At 69.3% G+C, this 17,158-nt stretch carries 12 protein-coding genes; 6 read left to right on the plus strand and 6 right to left on the minus strand.

The genetic code is table 11. The features are described 5' to 3' along the window. Positions 1 to 5 precede the first annotated feature (5 nt). Entirely contained in the window at positions 6 to 1,085 is a 1,080-nt protein-coding gene (locus NM203_RS08955; RefSeq protein ID WP_255059494.1) for an NAD(P)H-dependent amine dehydrogenase family protein, read from the minus strand. Positions 1,086 to 1,332: 247 nt separating this feature from the next. Here NM203_RS08955 and NM203_RS08960 point away from each other — a divergent pair, with 247 nt between their 5' ends. Continuing rightward, the gene (locus NM203_RS08960; RefSeq protein ID WP_255059495.1) at positions 1,333 to 3,168 is read left to right on the plus strand and encodes an acyl-CoA dehydrogenase; all 1,836 of its coding nucleotides are present in this window, start codon (positions 1,333 to 1,335) and stop codon (positions 3,166 to 3,168) included. 75 nt (positions 3,169 to 3,243) lie between these two features. Here NM203_RS08960 and NM203_RS08965 read toward each other — a convergent pair whose 3' ends face one another. Beyond that, complete coding sequence (locus NM203_RS08965; protein ID WP_255059497.1) at positions 3,244 to 4,167, minus strand: TIGR03564 family F420-dependent LLM class oxidoreductase; 924 nt, start codon at positions 4,165 to 4,167, stop codon at positions 3,244 to 3,246. A 15-nt stretch (positions 4,168 to 4,182) separates the two neighbouring features. Here NM203_RS08965 and NM203_RS08970 point away from each other — a divergent pair, with 15 nt between their 5' ends. Further along, positions 4,183 to 5,310: a TDT family transporter gene (locus tag NM203_RS08970; protein ID WP_255059498.1), complete on the plus strand. Its 1,128-nt coding sequence runs from the start codon at positions 4,183 to 4,185 to the stop codon at positions 5,308 to 5,310. A gap of 102 nt (positions 5,311 to 5,412) precedes the next feature. Here the strand turns inward: NM203_RS08970 and NM203_RS08975 are convergent, their stop codons facing one another. Next, complete coding sequence (locus NM203_RS08975; protein WP_255059499.1) at positions 5,413 to 6,714, minus strand: acetyl-CoA C-acetyltransferase; 1,302 nt, start codon at positions 6,712 to 6,714, stop codon at positions 5,413 to 5,415. A 117-nt stretch (positions 6,715 to 6,831) separates the two neighbouring features. Here NM203_RS08975 and NM203_RS08980 point away from each other — a divergent pair, with 117 nt between their 5' ends. Further along, a complete protein-coding gene (locus tag NM203_RS08980) occupies positions 6,832 to 8,184 on the plus strand; it encodes a 3-oxoacyl-ACP reductase (RefSeq protein ID WP_255059500.1) in 1,353 nt (450 codons plus the stop codon). 1 nt (position 8,185) lies between these two features. Next, positions 8,186 to 9,031: a MaoC/PaaZ C-terminal domain-containing protein gene (locus NM203_RS08985; protein ID WP_255059501.1), complete on the plus strand. Its 846-nt coding sequence runs from the start codon at positions 8,186 to 8,188 to the stop codon at positions 9,029 to 9,031. On the opposite strand, the gene NM203_RS08990 is transcribed toward NM203_RS08985, so the two are convergent. Genes NM203_RS08990 through NM203_RS09000 form a run of 3 tightly spaced genes read right to left on the minus strand, consistent with a single transcriptional unit; the run spans position 9,018 to position 12,730 of the window. Then, positions 9,018 to 10,844 carry an ABC transporter ATP-binding protein gene (locus NM203_RS08990; protein WP_255059502.1) on the minus strand — a complete coding sequence of 609 codons (1,827 nt, stop codon included), beginning with the start codon at positions 10,842 to 10,844 and terminating at the stop codon, positions 9,018 to 9,020. The two genes, NM203_RS08985 and NM203_RS08990, sit on opposite strands and share 14 nt — an antisense overlap. 43 nt (positions 10,845 to 10,887) lie before the next feature. After that, entirely contained in the window at positions 10,888 to 11,517 is a 630-nt protein-coding gene (locus NM203_RS08995) for a TetR/AcrR family transcriptional regulator (RefSeq protein WP_255059504.1), read from the minus strand. 1 nt (position 11,518) lies between these two features. Next, on the minus strand, positions 11,519 to 12,730 hold the full coding sequence (locus NM203_RS09000; RefSeq protein ID WP_255059505.1) for a glycoside hydrolase family 3 N-terminal domain-containing protein: 1,212 nt from the start codon (positions 12,728 to 12,730) through the stop codon (positions 11,519 to 11,521). 57 nt (positions 12,731 to 12,787) lie between these two features. Between NM203_RS09000 and NM203_RS09005 the strand changes: the two genes are divergently transcribed. Further along, positions 12,788 to 12,961: a DUF2613 domain-containing protein gene (locus NM203_RS09005; RefSeq protein WP_255059506.1), complete on the plus strand. Its 174-nt coding sequence runs from the start codon at positions 12,788 to 12,790 to the stop codon at positions 12,959 to 12,961. A 37-nt stretch (positions 12,962 to 12,998) separates the two neighbouring features. Next, the gene (locus tag NM203_RS09010; protein ID WP_408633320.1) at positions 12,999 to 17,144 is read left to right on the plus strand and encodes an alpha-(1->3)-arabinofuranosyltransferase; all 4,146 of its coding nucleotides are present in this window, start codon (positions 12,999 to 13,001) and stop codon (positions 17,142 to 17,144) included. Positions 17,145 to 17,158 lie beyond the last annotated feature (14 nt).

Raw genomic sequence — 17,158 nt, forward strand, 5'->3', positions numbered from 1 at the left:
GCACCCTACGCCCAGCGGGCGGCTTCCGCCTCGGCGGGCAGCACCGAGCGCAGCGGCACCTGGAGGCCGTCGTAGATCCCGGGCTTCTGGTCCGCGAGCCAGTTGAGTGCGCCGAGCAGCCGATTGGCGGCGGTCGTGTTACCGCCGTCGGCGCGATTGCCGCCCACCAGGTCGGCGCGGGTCGTGATGGTGAGCTGCGGGTCCCCGTCGACGATCACCCGGTGATCGCCCGCGCCCTGGTCCGGCTGCGGCCAGTGCGGAGCACATGACGGATGGATCCGGGTGATGTGCTCGATGATCACCCGCTGCCTGCCTCCCGACCAGCCGATGACCTTGAGGAAGAACGCGCCCTGGGTGCCCTTCTCGAACGGCCCCATCACGGTGTCGACGGTCTCCTCGAGCGGAAGTCGCTCGAGTTCCTCGGTGATCTCGTCGATCTCGATGCCGAGCCCGCGGCCGATGAGCCGCACGTTGCCGCCCCACACCATGGTCGGAATCGTGGGCAGCAGCATCATCGGGGTCTCGTCCATCGATCCGCCGAAGCCGCAGGAAACCTTGACCGCGAACGGCTGGTTGTAGGTGGAGTAGTCGAAGATCTCCTGGCAGGTGATGGTGTTGATGCGGGTGCAGAGGCTCGCGGCCGTCACCGCCAGCGCGTCGTTGCCCCAGCCGGGGTCGACGCCGCTGACCAGCAGCGTGGCCGTGCCCTCCTCGGCCGCGGCGGTGAGCCGGTCCACCCACTCCTGCGGTGCGGACGCCGGGTCGTAGAGCGAGTACAGCGAGGGTGTGACGACGTGCTTGCCCGCGCGCAGGCAGCGCTCGATGTCCGCAATCGCCTCGTCGGGCCGGATATCGCCGGACGCCATGTAGGCCACCGCGTCGGATTCGGCCAGCGCCGTGTCGACGTCCGTGGTGGCCGGCACGCCGGTGGGATCGGGCAAGCCGGCGAACTCCGCCGCGTCCTTTCCGGCCTTCTCGTCCGATAAGGTGATGACGGCCGCGAGCGCGAGGCCCGGAAACGCGACCGTGGACCGGATCGCGGTAGCCCCCATATTGCCGGTTCCCCAAACTGCAACACGTGTCATTTCGCCTACCCTAGCGGGCGTGCTGCGGCCCCTCGTGGCAGACATCACATCTGGACGAAATACCAGGTCACCGCTCCCAACCAACCGTTTGGGCAGGGCCTACGCGGGTGTCGGCCCATTAGCTGGCAGCAATTTGCTCTAGACGGCTTTGCGGCGGGGTTACCGGCCGGTATAGTTAGCCGCAGTTACTGGTGGGTAACTTATCGGAAGTACCCAACCGAAGACGGCATCTCAGCGAGGAGACATCGTGAGCCATTACAAGAGCAACGTCCGTGACCAGGAGTTCAATCTCTTCGAGGTCTTCGGCATCGACAGGGTCTTCGGAACCGAGGGGTTCGCCGATCTGGACGAGGATTCGGCCCGCGAGATGCTCGCCGAGATCGCCCGACTGGCCGAGGGACCGATCGCCGAATCGTTCGCCGACGGTGACCGCAATCCCCCCACATTCGATCCCGAGACCCACACCGTCACGCTCCCCGCGGCTTTCAAGAAGTCGATGCGCGCGCTGCTCGACGGCGGCTGGGACAAGGTCGGCCTCGCGGAGGAACTCGGCGGCATGCCGATGCCCCGCGCACTGCAGTGGGCCCTGATCGAGCACGTGCTCGGCGCCAACCCGGCGGCCTACATGTACGCCATGGGTTCCGGCATGTGCGAGATCTTCTACCACAACGGCACCGACGAGCAGAAGAAGTGGGCGGTCCTCGGAGCCGAGCGCGGCTGGGGCGCCACCATGGTGCTGACCGAGCCCGACGCGGGCTCCGACGTCGGCGCGGGCCGCACCAAGGCCACCCAGCAGGCCGACGGCACCTGGCACATCGAGGGCGTCAAGCGCTTCATCACCTCGGGTGACTCCGACGACCTGTTCGAGAACATCATGCACCTGGTGCTGGCCCGCCCCGAGGGCGCCGGCCCCGGCACCAAGGGTCTGTCGCTGTTCTTCGTGCCGAAGTTCCACTTCGATAAGGAGACCGGCGAGCTCGGCGAGCGCAACGGCGTCTACGTCACCAACCTCGAGCACAAGATGGGCCTCAAGGTCTCGGCGACGTGTGAGCTGTCGCTCGGCCAGCACGGCACCCCCGCCGTCGGCTGGCTCGTCGGCGAGGTGCACGACGGCATCGCGCAGATGTTCGACGTCATCGAGCAGGCCCGAATGATGGTGGGCACCAAGGCCATCGCGACGCTGTCGACCGGCTACCTGAACGCCCTCGAGTACGCCAAGGACCGCGTGCAGGGTGCCGACCTGACCCAGATGACCGACAAGACCGCGCCGCGCGTGACCATCACGCACCACCCGGACGTTCGTCGCTCGCTGATGACGCAGAAGGCCTATGCCGAGGGGCTGCGCGCGCTGTACCTGTACACCGCGACGTTCCAGGACGCGTCCGTAGCCGAGGCCGTCCACGGCATCGAGCCCAGCCTGGCGCCCCGCGTGAACGACCTGCTGCTCCCGATCGTCAAGGGCGTCGGTTCCGAGCAGGCATACGCCAAGCTGACCGAGAGCCTGCAGACCTTCGGCGGTTCGGGCTTCCTGCAGGACTACCCGGTCGAGCAGTACATCCGCGACGCCAAGATCGACTCGCTCTACGAGGGCACCACGGCGATTCAGGCCCAGGACTTCTTCTTCCGGAAGATCGTCCGGGACAAGGGCCAGGCCCTGGCGTACATCGCGAACGAGATCGACACCTTCGTCAAGAACGAGTCGGGCAACGGCCGGTTGAAGGCCGAGCGCGAGCTGCTGGCAACGGCGCTCGCCGACGTGCAGGGCATGGCCGCCACCCTGACCGGCTACCTGATGGCCGCGCAGGAGGAGCCGGCCAGCCTGTACAAGGTGGGCCTCGGGTCGGTGCGTTTCCTCATGAGCGTCGGCGATCTGGTGCTCGGCTGGCTCCTGCAGAAGCAGGCCGTCGTGGCGATCGCCAAGCTCGACGAGGGCGCCACCGGTTCCGAGAAGTCCTTCTACGAGGGCAAGATCGCGAGCGCGTCGTTCTTCGCGAAGAACTTCCTTCCGCTGCTCACCAGCACCAAGCTCATCATCGAGACCATCGACAACGAGGTCATGGAGCTGGACGAGGCCTCCTTCTAGTTCCTGCGCGAGCAGACGTAAAAGCCCCTGAATCCACGCGATTCAGGGGCTTTTGCGTCTTGTCAGCGGCTTTGGTCAGCCCGCGTACTCGCGCAGCAGCGCGCGGGTTCGGGCCCGGCCCTCGGGGTCGGCGTCGAAGGTCGCCGCGACGTACTCGTCGACTCCCGCATCGCGCAGCTGGTCCAGGCGCGCGCGCACGGTGGCCTCGTCGCCGATGATCGCGGCGTCCTCCGGTCCGGCGTAGCCCTCGCGGTCGAGCATGGCGCGGTAGGACGGCAGCTGGCCGTACATTGCGAACTGGGCGGCCGCCTGCGCGCGTGCGGCGTCGACGTCGTCGGTGACGCTGATGGGCAGTGACGCCGCGACGCGCACGTCGGACTCCGCGCGGCCGGCAGCGGCGGCGCCCTGCCGCAGCGTCGGTACGACGTGTCCCGCCAGCGTCGCGGGCCCCGTCATCCACGTGCAGGTGCCCGAGGTCCGCTTACCGGCAATCTTCAACAGCTGCGGGCCGAGGGCGGCGATGTACACCTCGGGCCGCGGCGCTGCGAACGCGAGCGCCCCGCGAGTGGTCACCGTCTGCCCCTCGGCGGCCGCCGCCTCACCCGCGAGAAGCGGCAGCAGCCCGTCGAGATACTCGTTGAGCCTGCGCACCGGCTTGTCCCAGGGAATGCCCCACATGCCCTCGGTCACCAGGGCATGCGTCATGCCCAACCCCAGGATGAACCGGCCGCCCGATGCGAGGCTCACCGTCAGTGCCCGCTGGGCGAGGTTCATCGGGTGCTGGTTCTGAATGGGGACCACACCCGAGGCCACCTCGATGGTGTCGACCTCGCGCAACGCGACGGCCAGAATCGTGAGAAGGTCCGGCTCGTAAGGCATCTGGCTCATCCAGACGCGGCCGAAACCCTCGTCGCGAAGCATGGCGAGGTTGGCGATCGTCACGTCGATCGGCGATTCCTCGCCCGTTCCACTGAGCTGCCCGAACATACTGACCCGCATGACTGGTATCGAACCATGACGGCTGACACCGGCGAGGCGGCTCGGCTGCAACACTTCGGCCCGAACTGGTTCGCCTCGGTGATGGGCACCGGCATCGTCGCCACCGCCGGGGCCGGGCTGCCCGTGCACGTGCCGGGCCTGCGCGGGTTCTCACACGTGGTGTGGGTCGTGGCCGCGGTGCTGCTGGTGGTCCTGGTGGTGGCCGTGACCGTGCAGCGCGTCCGGCACCCGACGGTCGCGCGCAGCCACAGCCGTAACCCGCAGATGGCGCACTTCTACGGAGCCGCGCCGATGGCGCTCATGACGGTCGGTTCGGGCGCGCTGCTCAGCGGCTCCGATCTGATCGGCGAGCGGTTGGCCGTCGACCTCGCGTGGGTGCTGTGGACGGCGGGCACCATCGGCGGCCTGTTCACCGCCGCGACGATCCCGTTCCTGATGTTCACCCAGCTGAACGTCGAACCCGACGCGGCGTTCGGCGGCTGGCTGATGCCGGTCGTCCCGCCGATGGTGTCGGCGGCGTCGGGGGCACTGCTGCTCCCGCACATGGCCCCCGGTACCGGGCGCACGACGATGCTCTACGGCTGCTACGCCATGTTCGGGCTCTCGCTCATCGCCGCGCTGATCATCATCACGATGATCTGGAGCAGGCTCGCGCTGTACGGGACCTCGGGAACGGCACGCGTGCCGACGCTGTGGATCGTGCTCGGTCCGCTCGGCCAGGGCATCACCGCGGCCGGCCTGCTGGGCGGGGTCGCATACCTCGCGGTGCCCGCCGAACTCGCCAGCGCCATGAACGTCTTCGCCGTGCTGTTCGGGGTGCCGGTGTGGGGATTCGCGGTGCTGTGGATCGCGCTGGCCACTCAGCTGACGGTGCGGACACTGCGGCGCGGCATGCCGTTCGCTCTGACCTGGTGGAGCCTCACGTTCCCGGTGGGCACCTTCGTGACGGGCACCACGCAGCTGGCCAAGCACACCGGGTTACCCGCGTTCGAGATCGCCGCGGTGATCGCCTACGTGGCGCTGCTGGGTACCTGGGGACTGGTGGCGGTGCGAACCGCGCGCGGCAGCGTCGCGGGCAGCCTGTTCAAGCCGGCGCCCGCCGGGCCCATCAAGGCCAGCAAGGACCAGCCCCAGAACACGTAAGAGCCCCGTACTGTCGTCGGGTCGGGGGGTCAGACGGCAGCACGGGGCTATTTACGTATCGACGGTTCTCCGCGGAGCGTTACACGGTTTCGAAAGAAATCCTCACGCCTCCAGAATCGCGGTCACGCCCTGGCCACCGGCCGCGCAGATCGAGATCAGGCCGCGTACCGGCTTACCGGTTTCGACTTTCTTCTCGGCCAGCTGCTTGGCCAGTTGGGCCACGATGCGGCCGCCCGTCGCGGCGAACGGGTGCCCGGCGGCCAGCGACGAGCCGTTGACGTTGAGCTTCGCCCGGTCGATCGAGCCCAGCGCGGTGTCCAAGCCGAGCCGCTCCTTGCAGTACTCGTCGGACTCCCACGCGGCCAGCGTCGCCAGCACGACCGACGCGAACGCCTCGTGGATCTCGTAGAAGTCGAAGTCCTGCAGGGTCAGGCCGTTGCGGGCCAGCAGGCGGGGAACGGCGTAGGTCGGCGCCATCAGCAGGCCGTCGTCGCCGTTGACGTAGTCCACCGCAGCGGTCTCGCCGTCGACGAAGTAGGCGAGCACCGGCAGGTTGCGCTCGGCGGCCCACTCCTCACTCGCCAGCAGCGACACCGAGGCGCCGTCGGTCAGCGGCGTCGAGTTGCCCGCCGTCATCGTGGCGTCGCCGTTCTTGACCCCGAAGACCGGCTTCAACTTGGCGAGTTTCTCGGCCGACGAATCGGCGCGCAGGTTGTTGTCGCGGTACACCCCGAGGAACGGCGTGACGAGATCGTCGAAGAAGCCGCGGTCGTAGGCGGCAGCCATGTTCTGGTGGCTGGCCGCGGCCAGCTCATCCTGGTCGACGCGCTTGACGCCCATCTTCTTGGCCGTGATCGCGGCGTGCTCGCCCATCGACAGGCCGGTGCGGGGTTCGCCGTTAGTCGGGATCTCGACGCCGACGGCCGCAGGCAGCTTGCCGACGAGCTTGAGCCGATCGACGTTGGACTTCGCGCGGCGCAGCCCGAGCAGGACGCGGCGAAGGTCGTCGCCGAACGCGATCGGGGCGTCGGACGTGGTGTCCACCCCGCCCGCCGCGGCCGAGTCGTACTGACCGAGCGCGATCGCGTTGGCCACGGCGATGGTCGACTGCAGCCCGGTGCCGCACGCCTGCTGCAGGTCGTAGGCGGGCGTGTACGGCGACAGCGCGCTGCCGAGCACGCATTCGCGCATCAGGTTGAAGTCGCGGCTGTGCTTGAGCACGGCTCCGCCGACGACGGCGCCGAGCCGCTCACCGGACAGGTTGAAGCGGTCGATGAGGCCGTCCAGCGCCGCGGTGAACATGTCCTGATTGGACGCGTTGGCGTAGGCGCCGTCGGACCGCGCGAAGGGGATCCGATTGCCGCCGAGAATCGCGACTCTGCGAGTGTTCCTGGTGTCAGCCACTGCGTACCTCTGTGTTCGACGGGTATGGGTGAAGCGTGTCGAGGGTCATACTACCCACCGTTCTTACTCTGGAGTAAGTTCGGTGACCGACACGACAATGATTCGAAAGGCAGCGACGTGGCTTCCGACCTGTTCTCCTCCGTGGTCAACTCCGGGCCCGGCTCGTTCCTGGCCAAGCAGCTGGGCGTCCCGCAACCGCAGGAACTGCGGCGGTATCGCGCCGGTGATCCCCCGCTGCCCGGCTCCCTGCTGATCGGCGGCGAGGGCCGGGTCACCGAGCCGCTGCGCAGCGCGCTGGCCGACGACTACGAGCTGGTGCGCAACAACATCGGCGGCCGCTGGGCCGACACGTTCGGCGGGCTGGTGTTCGACGCCACCGGCATCACCACCCCCGAGGGGCTCAAGGCGCTGCACGAGTTCTTCACCCCGGTTCTGCGCAACCTCGCGCCGTGCGCCCGCGTCGTCGTCGTCGGCACGACACCCGAGCAGACGGGCAGCGTCGACGAGCGCATCGCGCAGCGGGCCCTCGAGGGCTTCACCCGCTCACTCGGCAAGGAGTTGCAGCGCGGCGCCACGATCGGTCTGGTCTACCTCGCCGCCGACGCCAAGCCGGCGGCGACCGGTCTCGAGTCAACCCTGCGCTTCCTGCTGTCGGCGAAGTCGGCCTACGTCGACGGCCAGGTCTTCTACGTCGGGGCCGACGACGCGGCCCCGCCCGCCGACTGGGACAAGCCGCTGGCGGGCAAGGTGGCGCTGGTCACCGGCGCCGCGCGCGGCATCGGCGCGGAGATCGCGAAGGTCTTCGCGCGTGACGGCGCCAGCGTGGTGGCGATCGACGTCGAACAGGCCGGCGAGGCGTTGGCCGACACCGCCGCGAAGGTCGGCGGGACGGCACTGACCCTCGACGTCACCGCCCCCGACGCGGTCGAGAAGATCACCGCGCACCTAACCGAGCACCACGGCGGCAGGGCCGACGTGCTGGTCAACAACGCGGGCATCACCCGAGACAAGCTGCTCGCGAACATGGATGACGCCCGCTGGGATTCCGTTGTCGCCGTGAATCTCCTTGCCCCGCAACGACTCGCCGAGGGCCTGGTCGACAGCGGTGCAATCGGCGAGGGCGGCCGCATCGTCGGCCTGTCCTCGATGGCGGGTATCGCGGGCAACCGCGGCCAGACCAACTACGCCGCCACCAAGGCCGGGATGATCGGCATGACGGATGCGCTGGCACCGGGCTTCGCCGAGAAGGGCATCACGATCAACGCGGTGGCGCCGGGGTTCATCGCCACCAAGATGACTGAGGCGATTCCCCTCGCCACCCGCGAAGTGAGCAGCCGGATGAACTCGCTGTTCCAGGCAGGCAAGCCCGTCGACGTCGCCGAGGCCATCGCCTACTTCGCCAGCCCCGCCTCGAATGCCGTCACCGGCAACACGATCCGGGTCTGCGGTCAAATGATGTTGGGAGCCTGACGTGGCGGGTCAACCCAACGGCCTGCTGAACCTGGCCCGCGCGGCGGCCGGGGCGCTGCCGTTCGTCTCGCGTCCCGCCGGGCTGTCGACGCGCACGGTGACGGTCAAGGACCTGAGCATCGACCCCGCCAACGTCGCCGAGTACGCGTCGGTGACCGGACTGCGCTTCGACGACACCGTCCCCCTCACCTACCCGTTCGCCTTGACGTTTCCCGCGATGATGTCGCTCATCACCGGCTTCGACTTCCCCTTCGCGGCAATGGGTTCGGTGCATCTGGAGAACCGCATCACCAGACACCGGCCGATCGCGGTCACCGACGTGCTGGACGTCGACGTGCGCGCCGAGAACCTGCGTGAGCACCGGCGCGGACTGCTGGTCGACGCCGTCACCGACATCAGGATCGGCAACGACCTGGCGTGGCACCAGGTTGCGACGTTCCTGCATCAGCAGCGCACCAGCCTGTCCGACGAACCGAAGCCGGAACAGCAGAAACAGCCGAAGCTCCCGCCGCCCAACGCGATTCTGACCATCACGCCGGGCCAGATCCGGCACTACGCATCGGTCGGTGGCGATCACAACCCGATCCACACCAGCTCGATCGGCGCCAAGCTGTTCGGCTTCCCCACGGCGATCGCTCACGGGATGTTCAGCGCTGCCGCCGTTCTCGCCAACATCGAAGGGCAGCTGCCCTCCGAGGTGGACTACTCGGTGCGGTTCGGCAAGCCGGTGGTCCTCCCCGCCAAGGCCGGACTGTACGTCGAACGGACCGGCTCGGGTTGGGATCTGACGCTGCGCAACCTGTCGAAGGGCTACCCGCACCTGACCGCGACGGTCACGGGACGCTAGTCGCGTTCTGCGCTTCGTACAGCCGCTTGTAGAGGCCGCCCTGCGCGATCAGGGTGGCGTGGTCGCCGTCGGCGACGATGCGACCGTGTTCGAGCACCAGGATGCGATCCGCCGCCGCGGCGATGAAGTCCATGTCGTGGCTGATGACGAGACAGGTTCGGTCTTTCGCGTAGCCGCGGATCACCCCGGTCAGTCGAGCCCGCTCGTCGGCGTCGAGGTTCTCGGTCGGCTCATCGAGCAGCAGCACCTCCGGTTCCCGTAACAGGGAGCGCGCCAACGCGATGAGCCGCTTCTGCCCGCCCGACGGCACCTGGACATCCACCACCGTGTCGTAGCCGGCGGGCATCCGCTCAGGATCGGTGATGACGGAGTCGATATTCGCCCGCGCGCACGCCCGTGCCACCGCCGCGTCGTCGGCGGCGGGGCGCGCCAACCGGACGTTCTCCCGGATCGTGTCCTTGACGAAGAACGGGAACTGCGCGAGCTTTGACACCTGATCGCGCAGTGAGTCGATGGTCACCGCGGTGACATCGTGGCCGTCGAGCAGAATCCGGCCGCCCTGGGGCTCCAGAAAGCGCAGCAGCAGGTTGAAGACCGTCGACTTGCCCGATCCGATTCCGCCGACCACTGCCACCGTTTCGCCTTCGCGCACCGAGAAGGTCAGCCCGTCGAGCACCGGCCGGCCCGGCGCGTAGCCGAACCGCACGTCATCGAACACCACGTTGCCGTGCACCGCGCCGAGCGGTGTCGCGTCGTCCCGATCCCGAACGGACGGACGGGTATCGAGCAATTCGTACGTCGAGCGGGCGTTGGGTGCCACCGCCTGGTAGGTGGTGTAGGCGCCCATCACGCGCTGGGCGGCCCCGAACATGGTCGGGACCATTCCCGCGAAGATCATGAGGGCCGCGAAGGTCAGTCCGAAGCGATCGCTGAATCCGATCCCGACGAGGAGCACGAGCACCGTGCTGAGCGCGACGAAGATCTGCGAACCGTTGGCCGTCGCCTGCATCCACACGGTGGTCCGCGCCGAGCATTCGGCGGCGCGCTCGGATACCCCACGAAATCTTCTGCTGCGCAACGACTGCGCGTTGAGCATCTGAATCTCGGCGATGCCGTTGATCGTCTGCTCCAGTTCGGAACCCATCGCCCGGTCGGCGAGCATCTCCCCCTCCACCTCGGCTTGGACGTGACCGCCGGCGAACCGCAGCACGAGCAACGCCAGCGGCGTGAGCACCAGTGCGGCGACGGTCATCTGCCAGGAGATCGCCATGAGATAGGCCAGTGCGACGACCAACACCACCACGTCGATCATCGGCGGCAGCAGGCAGTCGGTGAGAAGCCTTTGCACGCCGGATGATTCGCGCATCACGCGCTGCATCAACTCCCCGCTGCGCGATGACGCGAAGAAGTCGCCCGACAGCGTCAGCACGTGATCGTGCACGCGTTGCCGGACGTCGATGGCGAGCCTCTGCTCCGCCTTCGTCCCGACCCAGGCGTTCACGAAGTACATCAGTTGGGTCAGCACCAGCGACGCCGCCCACACCGTCAGCAGCACGGCGAACGGAACGGGGCCGGCGAGCGACTTCAACAACCCGTCCTCGCGGGCCACCAGGGGTCCCTCGAAGTCCCACACCCCGCTGATGTTCCCGCTCGTCCCGGCGTCGGCCACGACCTGCATCATGGGCCCGAAGGCGGCCGCGGTCACGTACGGCAGGGCCGACGCGATCACGCCGGTCACCACCGAGGCCGCGATGATGCCGCGCACGCTGCGAAGCATGCCCAGGCTGCGTGAGAACAGAGCCGTCGCGCGCATATCGCCCTCCGCCCGACACTGATCTTGACCCGGCTCGACCACACTAACCCGGAGTCGGTGGGGTGTCCTTGATGTCCTTGTCGGTGGGCTTGCCCTTGAGTCCGCGCCAGAACAGGTTGATCATCAGGTCGGCGGCCTCGTGTACGTCGGTGTCGCCGGTGCTGACCCGGTTGGCCACCGCCTCGCCCGCACCGACGAGCGCGACGGCCATCATGTCGAAGTCGGTGCCGGGCTCCGGATGGCGCGTGCCGGACGTCAGGAGCCTGCCGACAAGGTCGATGATCTTCTCGCGGCCCTCACGAACGGTGTGCGCGAACGCCTGTGAGCTGGTCGCCTGTGTGTAGAGCACGATCCAGGACGCCCGGTTGGCGTCGATGTAGCTGAGGAACGCCACCACGGCGGTGCTCAGCAGGTCCTTCGGGCTCTGGGTGAAGTCGATGTCCGCGCGCACCGACTCGACGAACCGGCTCAGCTCGCGGTCCAGGCACGCCCCGAACAGTTCCTCCTTGGACCCGTAATACAGGTAGAGCATCGGCTTCGAGATCTCGGCCTGCGCGGCGATCGCGTCCATCGACGTCTCGTGATAGCCGTTGACCGAGAACATCTGCACCGCGGCATCGAGCATCTGCTGTTCGCGGACGGCGCGCGGCAAGCGCTTCGTTCCACCTGCCATGTCAGCCCCCGCAGTCCGGCTTCTTGCCCTTCGCAGCCGCGATGCGCAGCACCGATTGGTCCACCCGCGCCGGGTCCAGTTCGTTGGCGTTGACGGCGGCCTCCAGCCGGTCCAGCACCGCGGGCACCTCGTCAGTGGTGATCCACAGCGCCACGTCGGCCCCCGCCTGCAGCGCCTTGAGCACCGCCTCGGGGACGGTGTAGCTCTGGTTGATCGCACCCATGCTCGACAGGTCGTCGGTGAACACCAGCCCACCGAACGGCGGTGCGCCGTAGCCGGATCCGCCGCGCAGCAGCCCGTAGGCCGCCGGGCTCAGGCTGGCCTGCTCGCCGTTGGTGAGGCCTGGCACGTCCATGTGGCCGACCATCACCGCCGTGCCGGGGAGCGCGACCAGCGTTCGGTACGGCACCAGGTCGTTGTCCTGCAACGCGTCGAGTGGCGGGGTTACCACGCCGCCTTGGTGCGAGTCGCCCGAGGCGTGCCCGTGGCCGGGGAAGTGCTTGAGCACCGGCATGACTCCGGCGTCGCGCAGGCCGCGTGCGTACGCACCCGCGTAGTCGGTGACCACCTGCGGGTCGGCGCTGAACGACCGGTCGCCGATGACGGTGTCGTCGGGCTGATCCGAGACGTCCGCGTCAGGAGCGAAGTCGACGGTGATTCCGAGGTTTCGCATCGCCGCGCCGCGGTCGCGCGCGATCGCGTAGACCTCGTCGACGGTCTTGCCCTGAGCCACCAGTTCGCGCGCGGCAGGTTGCACCCCGATGAGGCCCTTGAGCCGCGACACCCGGCCGCCCTCCTCGTCGGTGCTGACGGACAGCGGCAGTGGGCTCGCCGACGCGGAGAGCTGCTGCAGGGGCGCGCCCATCATCGTGAGGTCGGTCCAGCTGCCGATCATGATGCCGCCGACCTGCTCGCGCGCCACCACCGACTGCGCGTCGTCGAGGCCCGTGACACCGACCATCAGCTGCTGCGCGAGCTTCTGCCGGGTCGACATCTGGGACAGCAGCGCGTCACCCTCACCGCACGCGGCCGGCCCCGGCGGCGGGAGCTCGGCGGCGGGCGTCGACATGACGTCGACCGGCGGCGGGGCCGCGTGGCTCTGGTAGTAGCGGTCACGGAAGAAGAACACGGCGACGGCGACGACCACCAGGATCGCGAGCACAGCACCGACGACCGTGAGCGCGCGGGGCGAAGAACTGCGCTGCGGCGACATGCGCCGCATCGTAACGCGCCGGCCAGCCGTCGGTTCCCGCCGTGCTACGTTGGCCGCGTGGATCAGTTCGCCCTGCCCGCCGCGGCAAGCATCGTCGTGGGGCTCCTACTCGGCGCGGCCGCCGTCTTCGGTGTGACGCTGATGATCCAGCAGGACACCAAGCCTCCGCTGCAGGCGGGCGACCCGGCGTCGTCGGTGCTCAACAGGGTCGAGTACGGCGACCGTTCCTGATCCCGGTGCCGAGCGCCTGTCCAGGGGCTGGCTCTGGTTGGTATCCGGTGTAGCACTCGTCTGCGCGTTCGCGCAGTCCCCCGGTGAGATCGCGCCGGACACCAAACTCGACCTGACGGCCAATCCGCTGCGCTTCCTGGCGCGGGCCGCCGACCTGTGGAACAGCGAGCTGCCCTTCGGGCAGACGCAGAACCAGGCCTACGGCTACCTCTTCCCGCACGGTGCCTTCTTCCTGGCGGGCGACGTCCTCGGGTTGCCCGGCTGGGTGACGCAGCGGCTGTGGTGGGCGCTGCTGCTGATCGTCGGATTCTGGGGCGTCCTGCGGGTCGCCGAGGCGCTCGGCATCGGCACCACCTCGTCCCGTGTCGTCGCGGCCACGGCGTTCGCCCTGTCACCGAGGGCGCTGACCACTCTGGGCGCCATCTCGTCGGAGACGCTGCCGATGATGCTCGCGCCGTGGGTGCTGCTTCCGGTGATCCTGGCCCTGCGCGGTGAGGGAAACATCCGGGTGCTCGCGGCCCGCTCGGCGCTCGCCGTTGCGCTGATGGGCGCGGTGAACGCCGTCGCGACCCTGACCGGGTGCCTGGCCGCGATCGTGTGGTGGGCCGCCCACCGGCCCAACCGGCTGTGGTGGCGCTTCACCGGATGGTGGGCGCTGTGCTCGGCGCTCGCGGTCACCTGGTGGGTCGTGGCACTGGGCATGCTCGGCCGCGTCAGCCCGCCGTTCCTCGACTACATCGAATCCTCGGGTGTGACGACGCGGTGGCTGTCGCTCACGGAGGTGCTGCGCGGCACCTACGCCTGGACGCCGTTCGTCGCTCCGACGGCGACCGCGGGCTCGTCGCTGGTGACCAGCTCGGTTGCGGTGCTCGCCACCACGCTGGTGGCCGCCGCGGGGCTGGCCGGCCTGGCGCTGCGCAGCATGCCGTCGCGCCGGCTGCTGATCGCGATGCTGCTGTCCGGCCTGACGCTGCTCGCGCTCGCCTACTCCGGCGGCCTCGGTTCACCGATCGCCCACCAGGTGCAGCTCTTCCTCGACGCGTCGGGCACACCACTGCGCAACGTGCACAAACTGGAACCGCTGCTGCGACTTCCGCTCGTCCTCGGGCTGGCTCATCTGCTGAGCCGCGTGCCGCTGCCGGGCAGCGTGCCGCGGCCGACGTGGGTCGCGGCGCTCGCCCACCCCGAACGCGACAAGCGGGTGGCCGTCGGGATGGTCGTGCTCGTCGCGATCCTCACCGCCACCTCGTTGGCGTGGACGGGTCGGCTCAGTCCGGCGGGGTCGTTCACCGCGATACCGCAGTACTGGCACGATGCCGCGGACTGGCTCGACGAGCACAACGGCTCCGACGGCAGGGTGCTGGTCGCGCCCGGAGCGCCGTTCGCCACCCAGACGTGGGGCAACAGCCACGACGAGCCGCTGCAGGTGCTGGGGCACAGCCCGTGGGGGGTTCGGGACTCGATTCCGCTGACACCACCCGCGACCATCCGCGCCCTGGATTCGGTGCAGCGCCTGTTCGCGGCGGGCCGACCGTCCGCGGGACTCGCGGACACGCTTGCGCGGCAGGGCATCTCGTACGTCGTGGTGCGCAACGACCTCGATCCGGAGACGTCGCGGTCGGCGCGGCCGCTGCTGGTGCACCGCGCGATCGACGGCTCGCCGGGACTGACGAGGGTGGCCCAGTTCGGCGATCCCGTGGGACCGGGCACCCTCGACGGGTTCATCACCGACAGCGGGCTGCGGCCGCGGTACCCGGCGGTGGAGATCTACCGGGTCGACGGCGCCGCGAACGCCCTGCGGCCCTACCTCACCGAGACCGACGCGATGGCCCGCGTCGACGGCGCCCCCGAGGCACTGCTGCGCCTCGACGAACGCCGGCGCCTGCTGAACCGCCCGCCACTGGGTCCGATGCTGCTCACGTCCGATGCGCAGCGCGCGGGCCTGCCCGTACCGCTCGTCACGGTCACCGACACCCCGACGGCCAGGGAGACCGACTACGGCCGCGTCGACGACCACTCGTCGGCCGTGCGCACACCCGACGACAAGCGGCAGACGTTCAACCGCGTCATCGACTACCCCGCTCCCGGTGCCGACCTGGTCTACGGGAAGTGGCCCGGCGGGCGAGTCACAGTGTCGAGCTCCGCGGCGGATTCCACTGCGCTGCCCTATGTTTCGCCCGCAGCGAGTCCCGCTGCGGCGATCGACGGCGATCCGTCGACGAGCTGGGTGTCCAACTCGCTGCAGACCGCGCTCGGCCAGTGGCTGCAGGTCGACTTCGACCGCCCCATCACGAACGCGGCCGTCACCATCACGCCGAGCGCGACCGCGGTGGGTGCGCAGGTGCGCCGCATCGAGGTGTCGACGGCAAACGGAACGAGCACGCTGCGGTTCGACGAGCCGGGTGAGCCGGTCACGGTCGCGCTGCCCTACGGCGAGACGCCCTGGGTGCGCTTCACCGCGACGGGCACCGACGACGGTTCACCGGGCGTCCAGTTCGGCATCACCGACTTCAACATCACCCAGTACGACGCCTCGGGTTTCGCACAGCCCGTCAACCTGCGACACACCGTCGTCGTGCCGGGACCACCGGCGGGATCGACTGTCGCCCAATGGGACCTGGGAGCTGATCTGCTGGGCCGGGCCGGCTGCGCCGACGGCCCCGATGCCGTGCTCTGCGCGGCGACGATGGCGCTGTCGCCGGAGGAACCCGTCAACCTCAGTCGCACGCTGACCGTGCCGGAGTCGACCACGCTGACCCCGACGGTGTGGGTGCGGGCCAGGCAGGGACCCAACCTCGCCGACCTGATCCGCGCGCCCGGCAGCGTCGTCGCGACGGGCGATGCCGACCCCATCGACGTGCTGGGCTCGGCCTACGCCGCAGCCGACGGTGACCCGCGCACCTCGTGGACCGCACCGCAGCGGGTGGCTCAGTTCCGTTCGCCCGCCAACCTCGTGCTGAAGCTGCCCGGTCCGGCGCGCGTCGCGGGACTGCGGCTGACACCCAGTGCGGCGCCCCTACCCGCCCACCCGACGCTGGTCGCGATCGACCTCGGCGACGGCCCTCAGGTCCGGCGGCTGAATCCGGATGCGCCCGTGGATGTCTCGCTGCACCCGCGCGTCACCGACACCGTCCGGTTGTCGATTCTGGACTGGCGCGACGTCATCGACCGCACCGCACTCGGCTTCGATCAGGTCAAACCGCCGGGGTTCGCCGAAGTCGAGGTGCTCGACGACCGCGGCGACCCCGTCGGCGCGGCCGACGCGGCGGCCAACCGGAAGCGAGCCATCGCACTGCCGTGCGGGAAGGGCCCGATCATCGGCGTCGCCGGCCAGTTCGTACAGACGTCGGTCACGACCACCGTCAGCGCACTTCTCGACGGCGCGCCGATCCCCGCGCGGCCGTGCCGCACCGATCCGATCGCCATTCCCGCAGGCGCACAGGAACTGCTCATCAGCCCCGGCTCGGCGTTCGTGGTCGACGGCGTCCAACTGGCCGGTCCCGAGGCCGCGGGCGTGACGAGCGCCCCGACGACGCCCGTGGGGGTGGCGCGCTGGTCGAACGACGAGCGCGTCGTCGACATCACGGCATCGGAGCGGTCGCGCGTGCTGGTGGTGCCCGAGAGCGTCAATCCCGGTTGGACGGCGCACACCGCCGACGGCTCGGCACTGACGGCTGTCACCGTGAACGGCTGGCAGCAGGGCTGGGTGCTGCCGCCGAGCACTTCGGGTCAGGTCACGCTGGAGTTCGCGTCGAACACGCCGTACCGCATCGGGCTCATCGGCGGGCTCGCGCTGCTGCCGGTCCTGCTGTTGCTGGCGTTCTGGCCGGTCCGCCGCGAGCGTGTTCCGACGGCCACACCACGGCCGTGGCAGCCCGCTCCGGCAGTCCTTTCCGTCGGGGTCGTCGCCATGGGCGTGATGATCTCGGGCTGGGTCGGTGCGGTGGTGGTGCTGGCAGCGCTCGGCGTGCGGCGGGCGCTGAGGGAACCGTGGTGCGACCGCGTGACCGTCGGCGTGACCGCGGGCGGACTCATCCTGGCCGGTGCGACGCTGAGCCGTTACCCGTGGCGCTCGGTGGACGGATACATCGGCCACCACTGGGGCTTACAGCTGCTGGCGTTGACGTCGGTGGCGATGCTGGCGTCGACGCTGGTGATCTGGCGCGACCCGCCGAAGAGCTGACTGGGCGTCTGTCG

The organism is Mycolicibacterium arenosum (assembly GCF_024320865.1).
Taxonomy (GTDB): domain Bacteria; phylum Actinomycetota; class Actinomycetes; order Mycobacteriales; family Mycobacteriaceae; genus Mycobacterium; species Mycobacterium arenosum.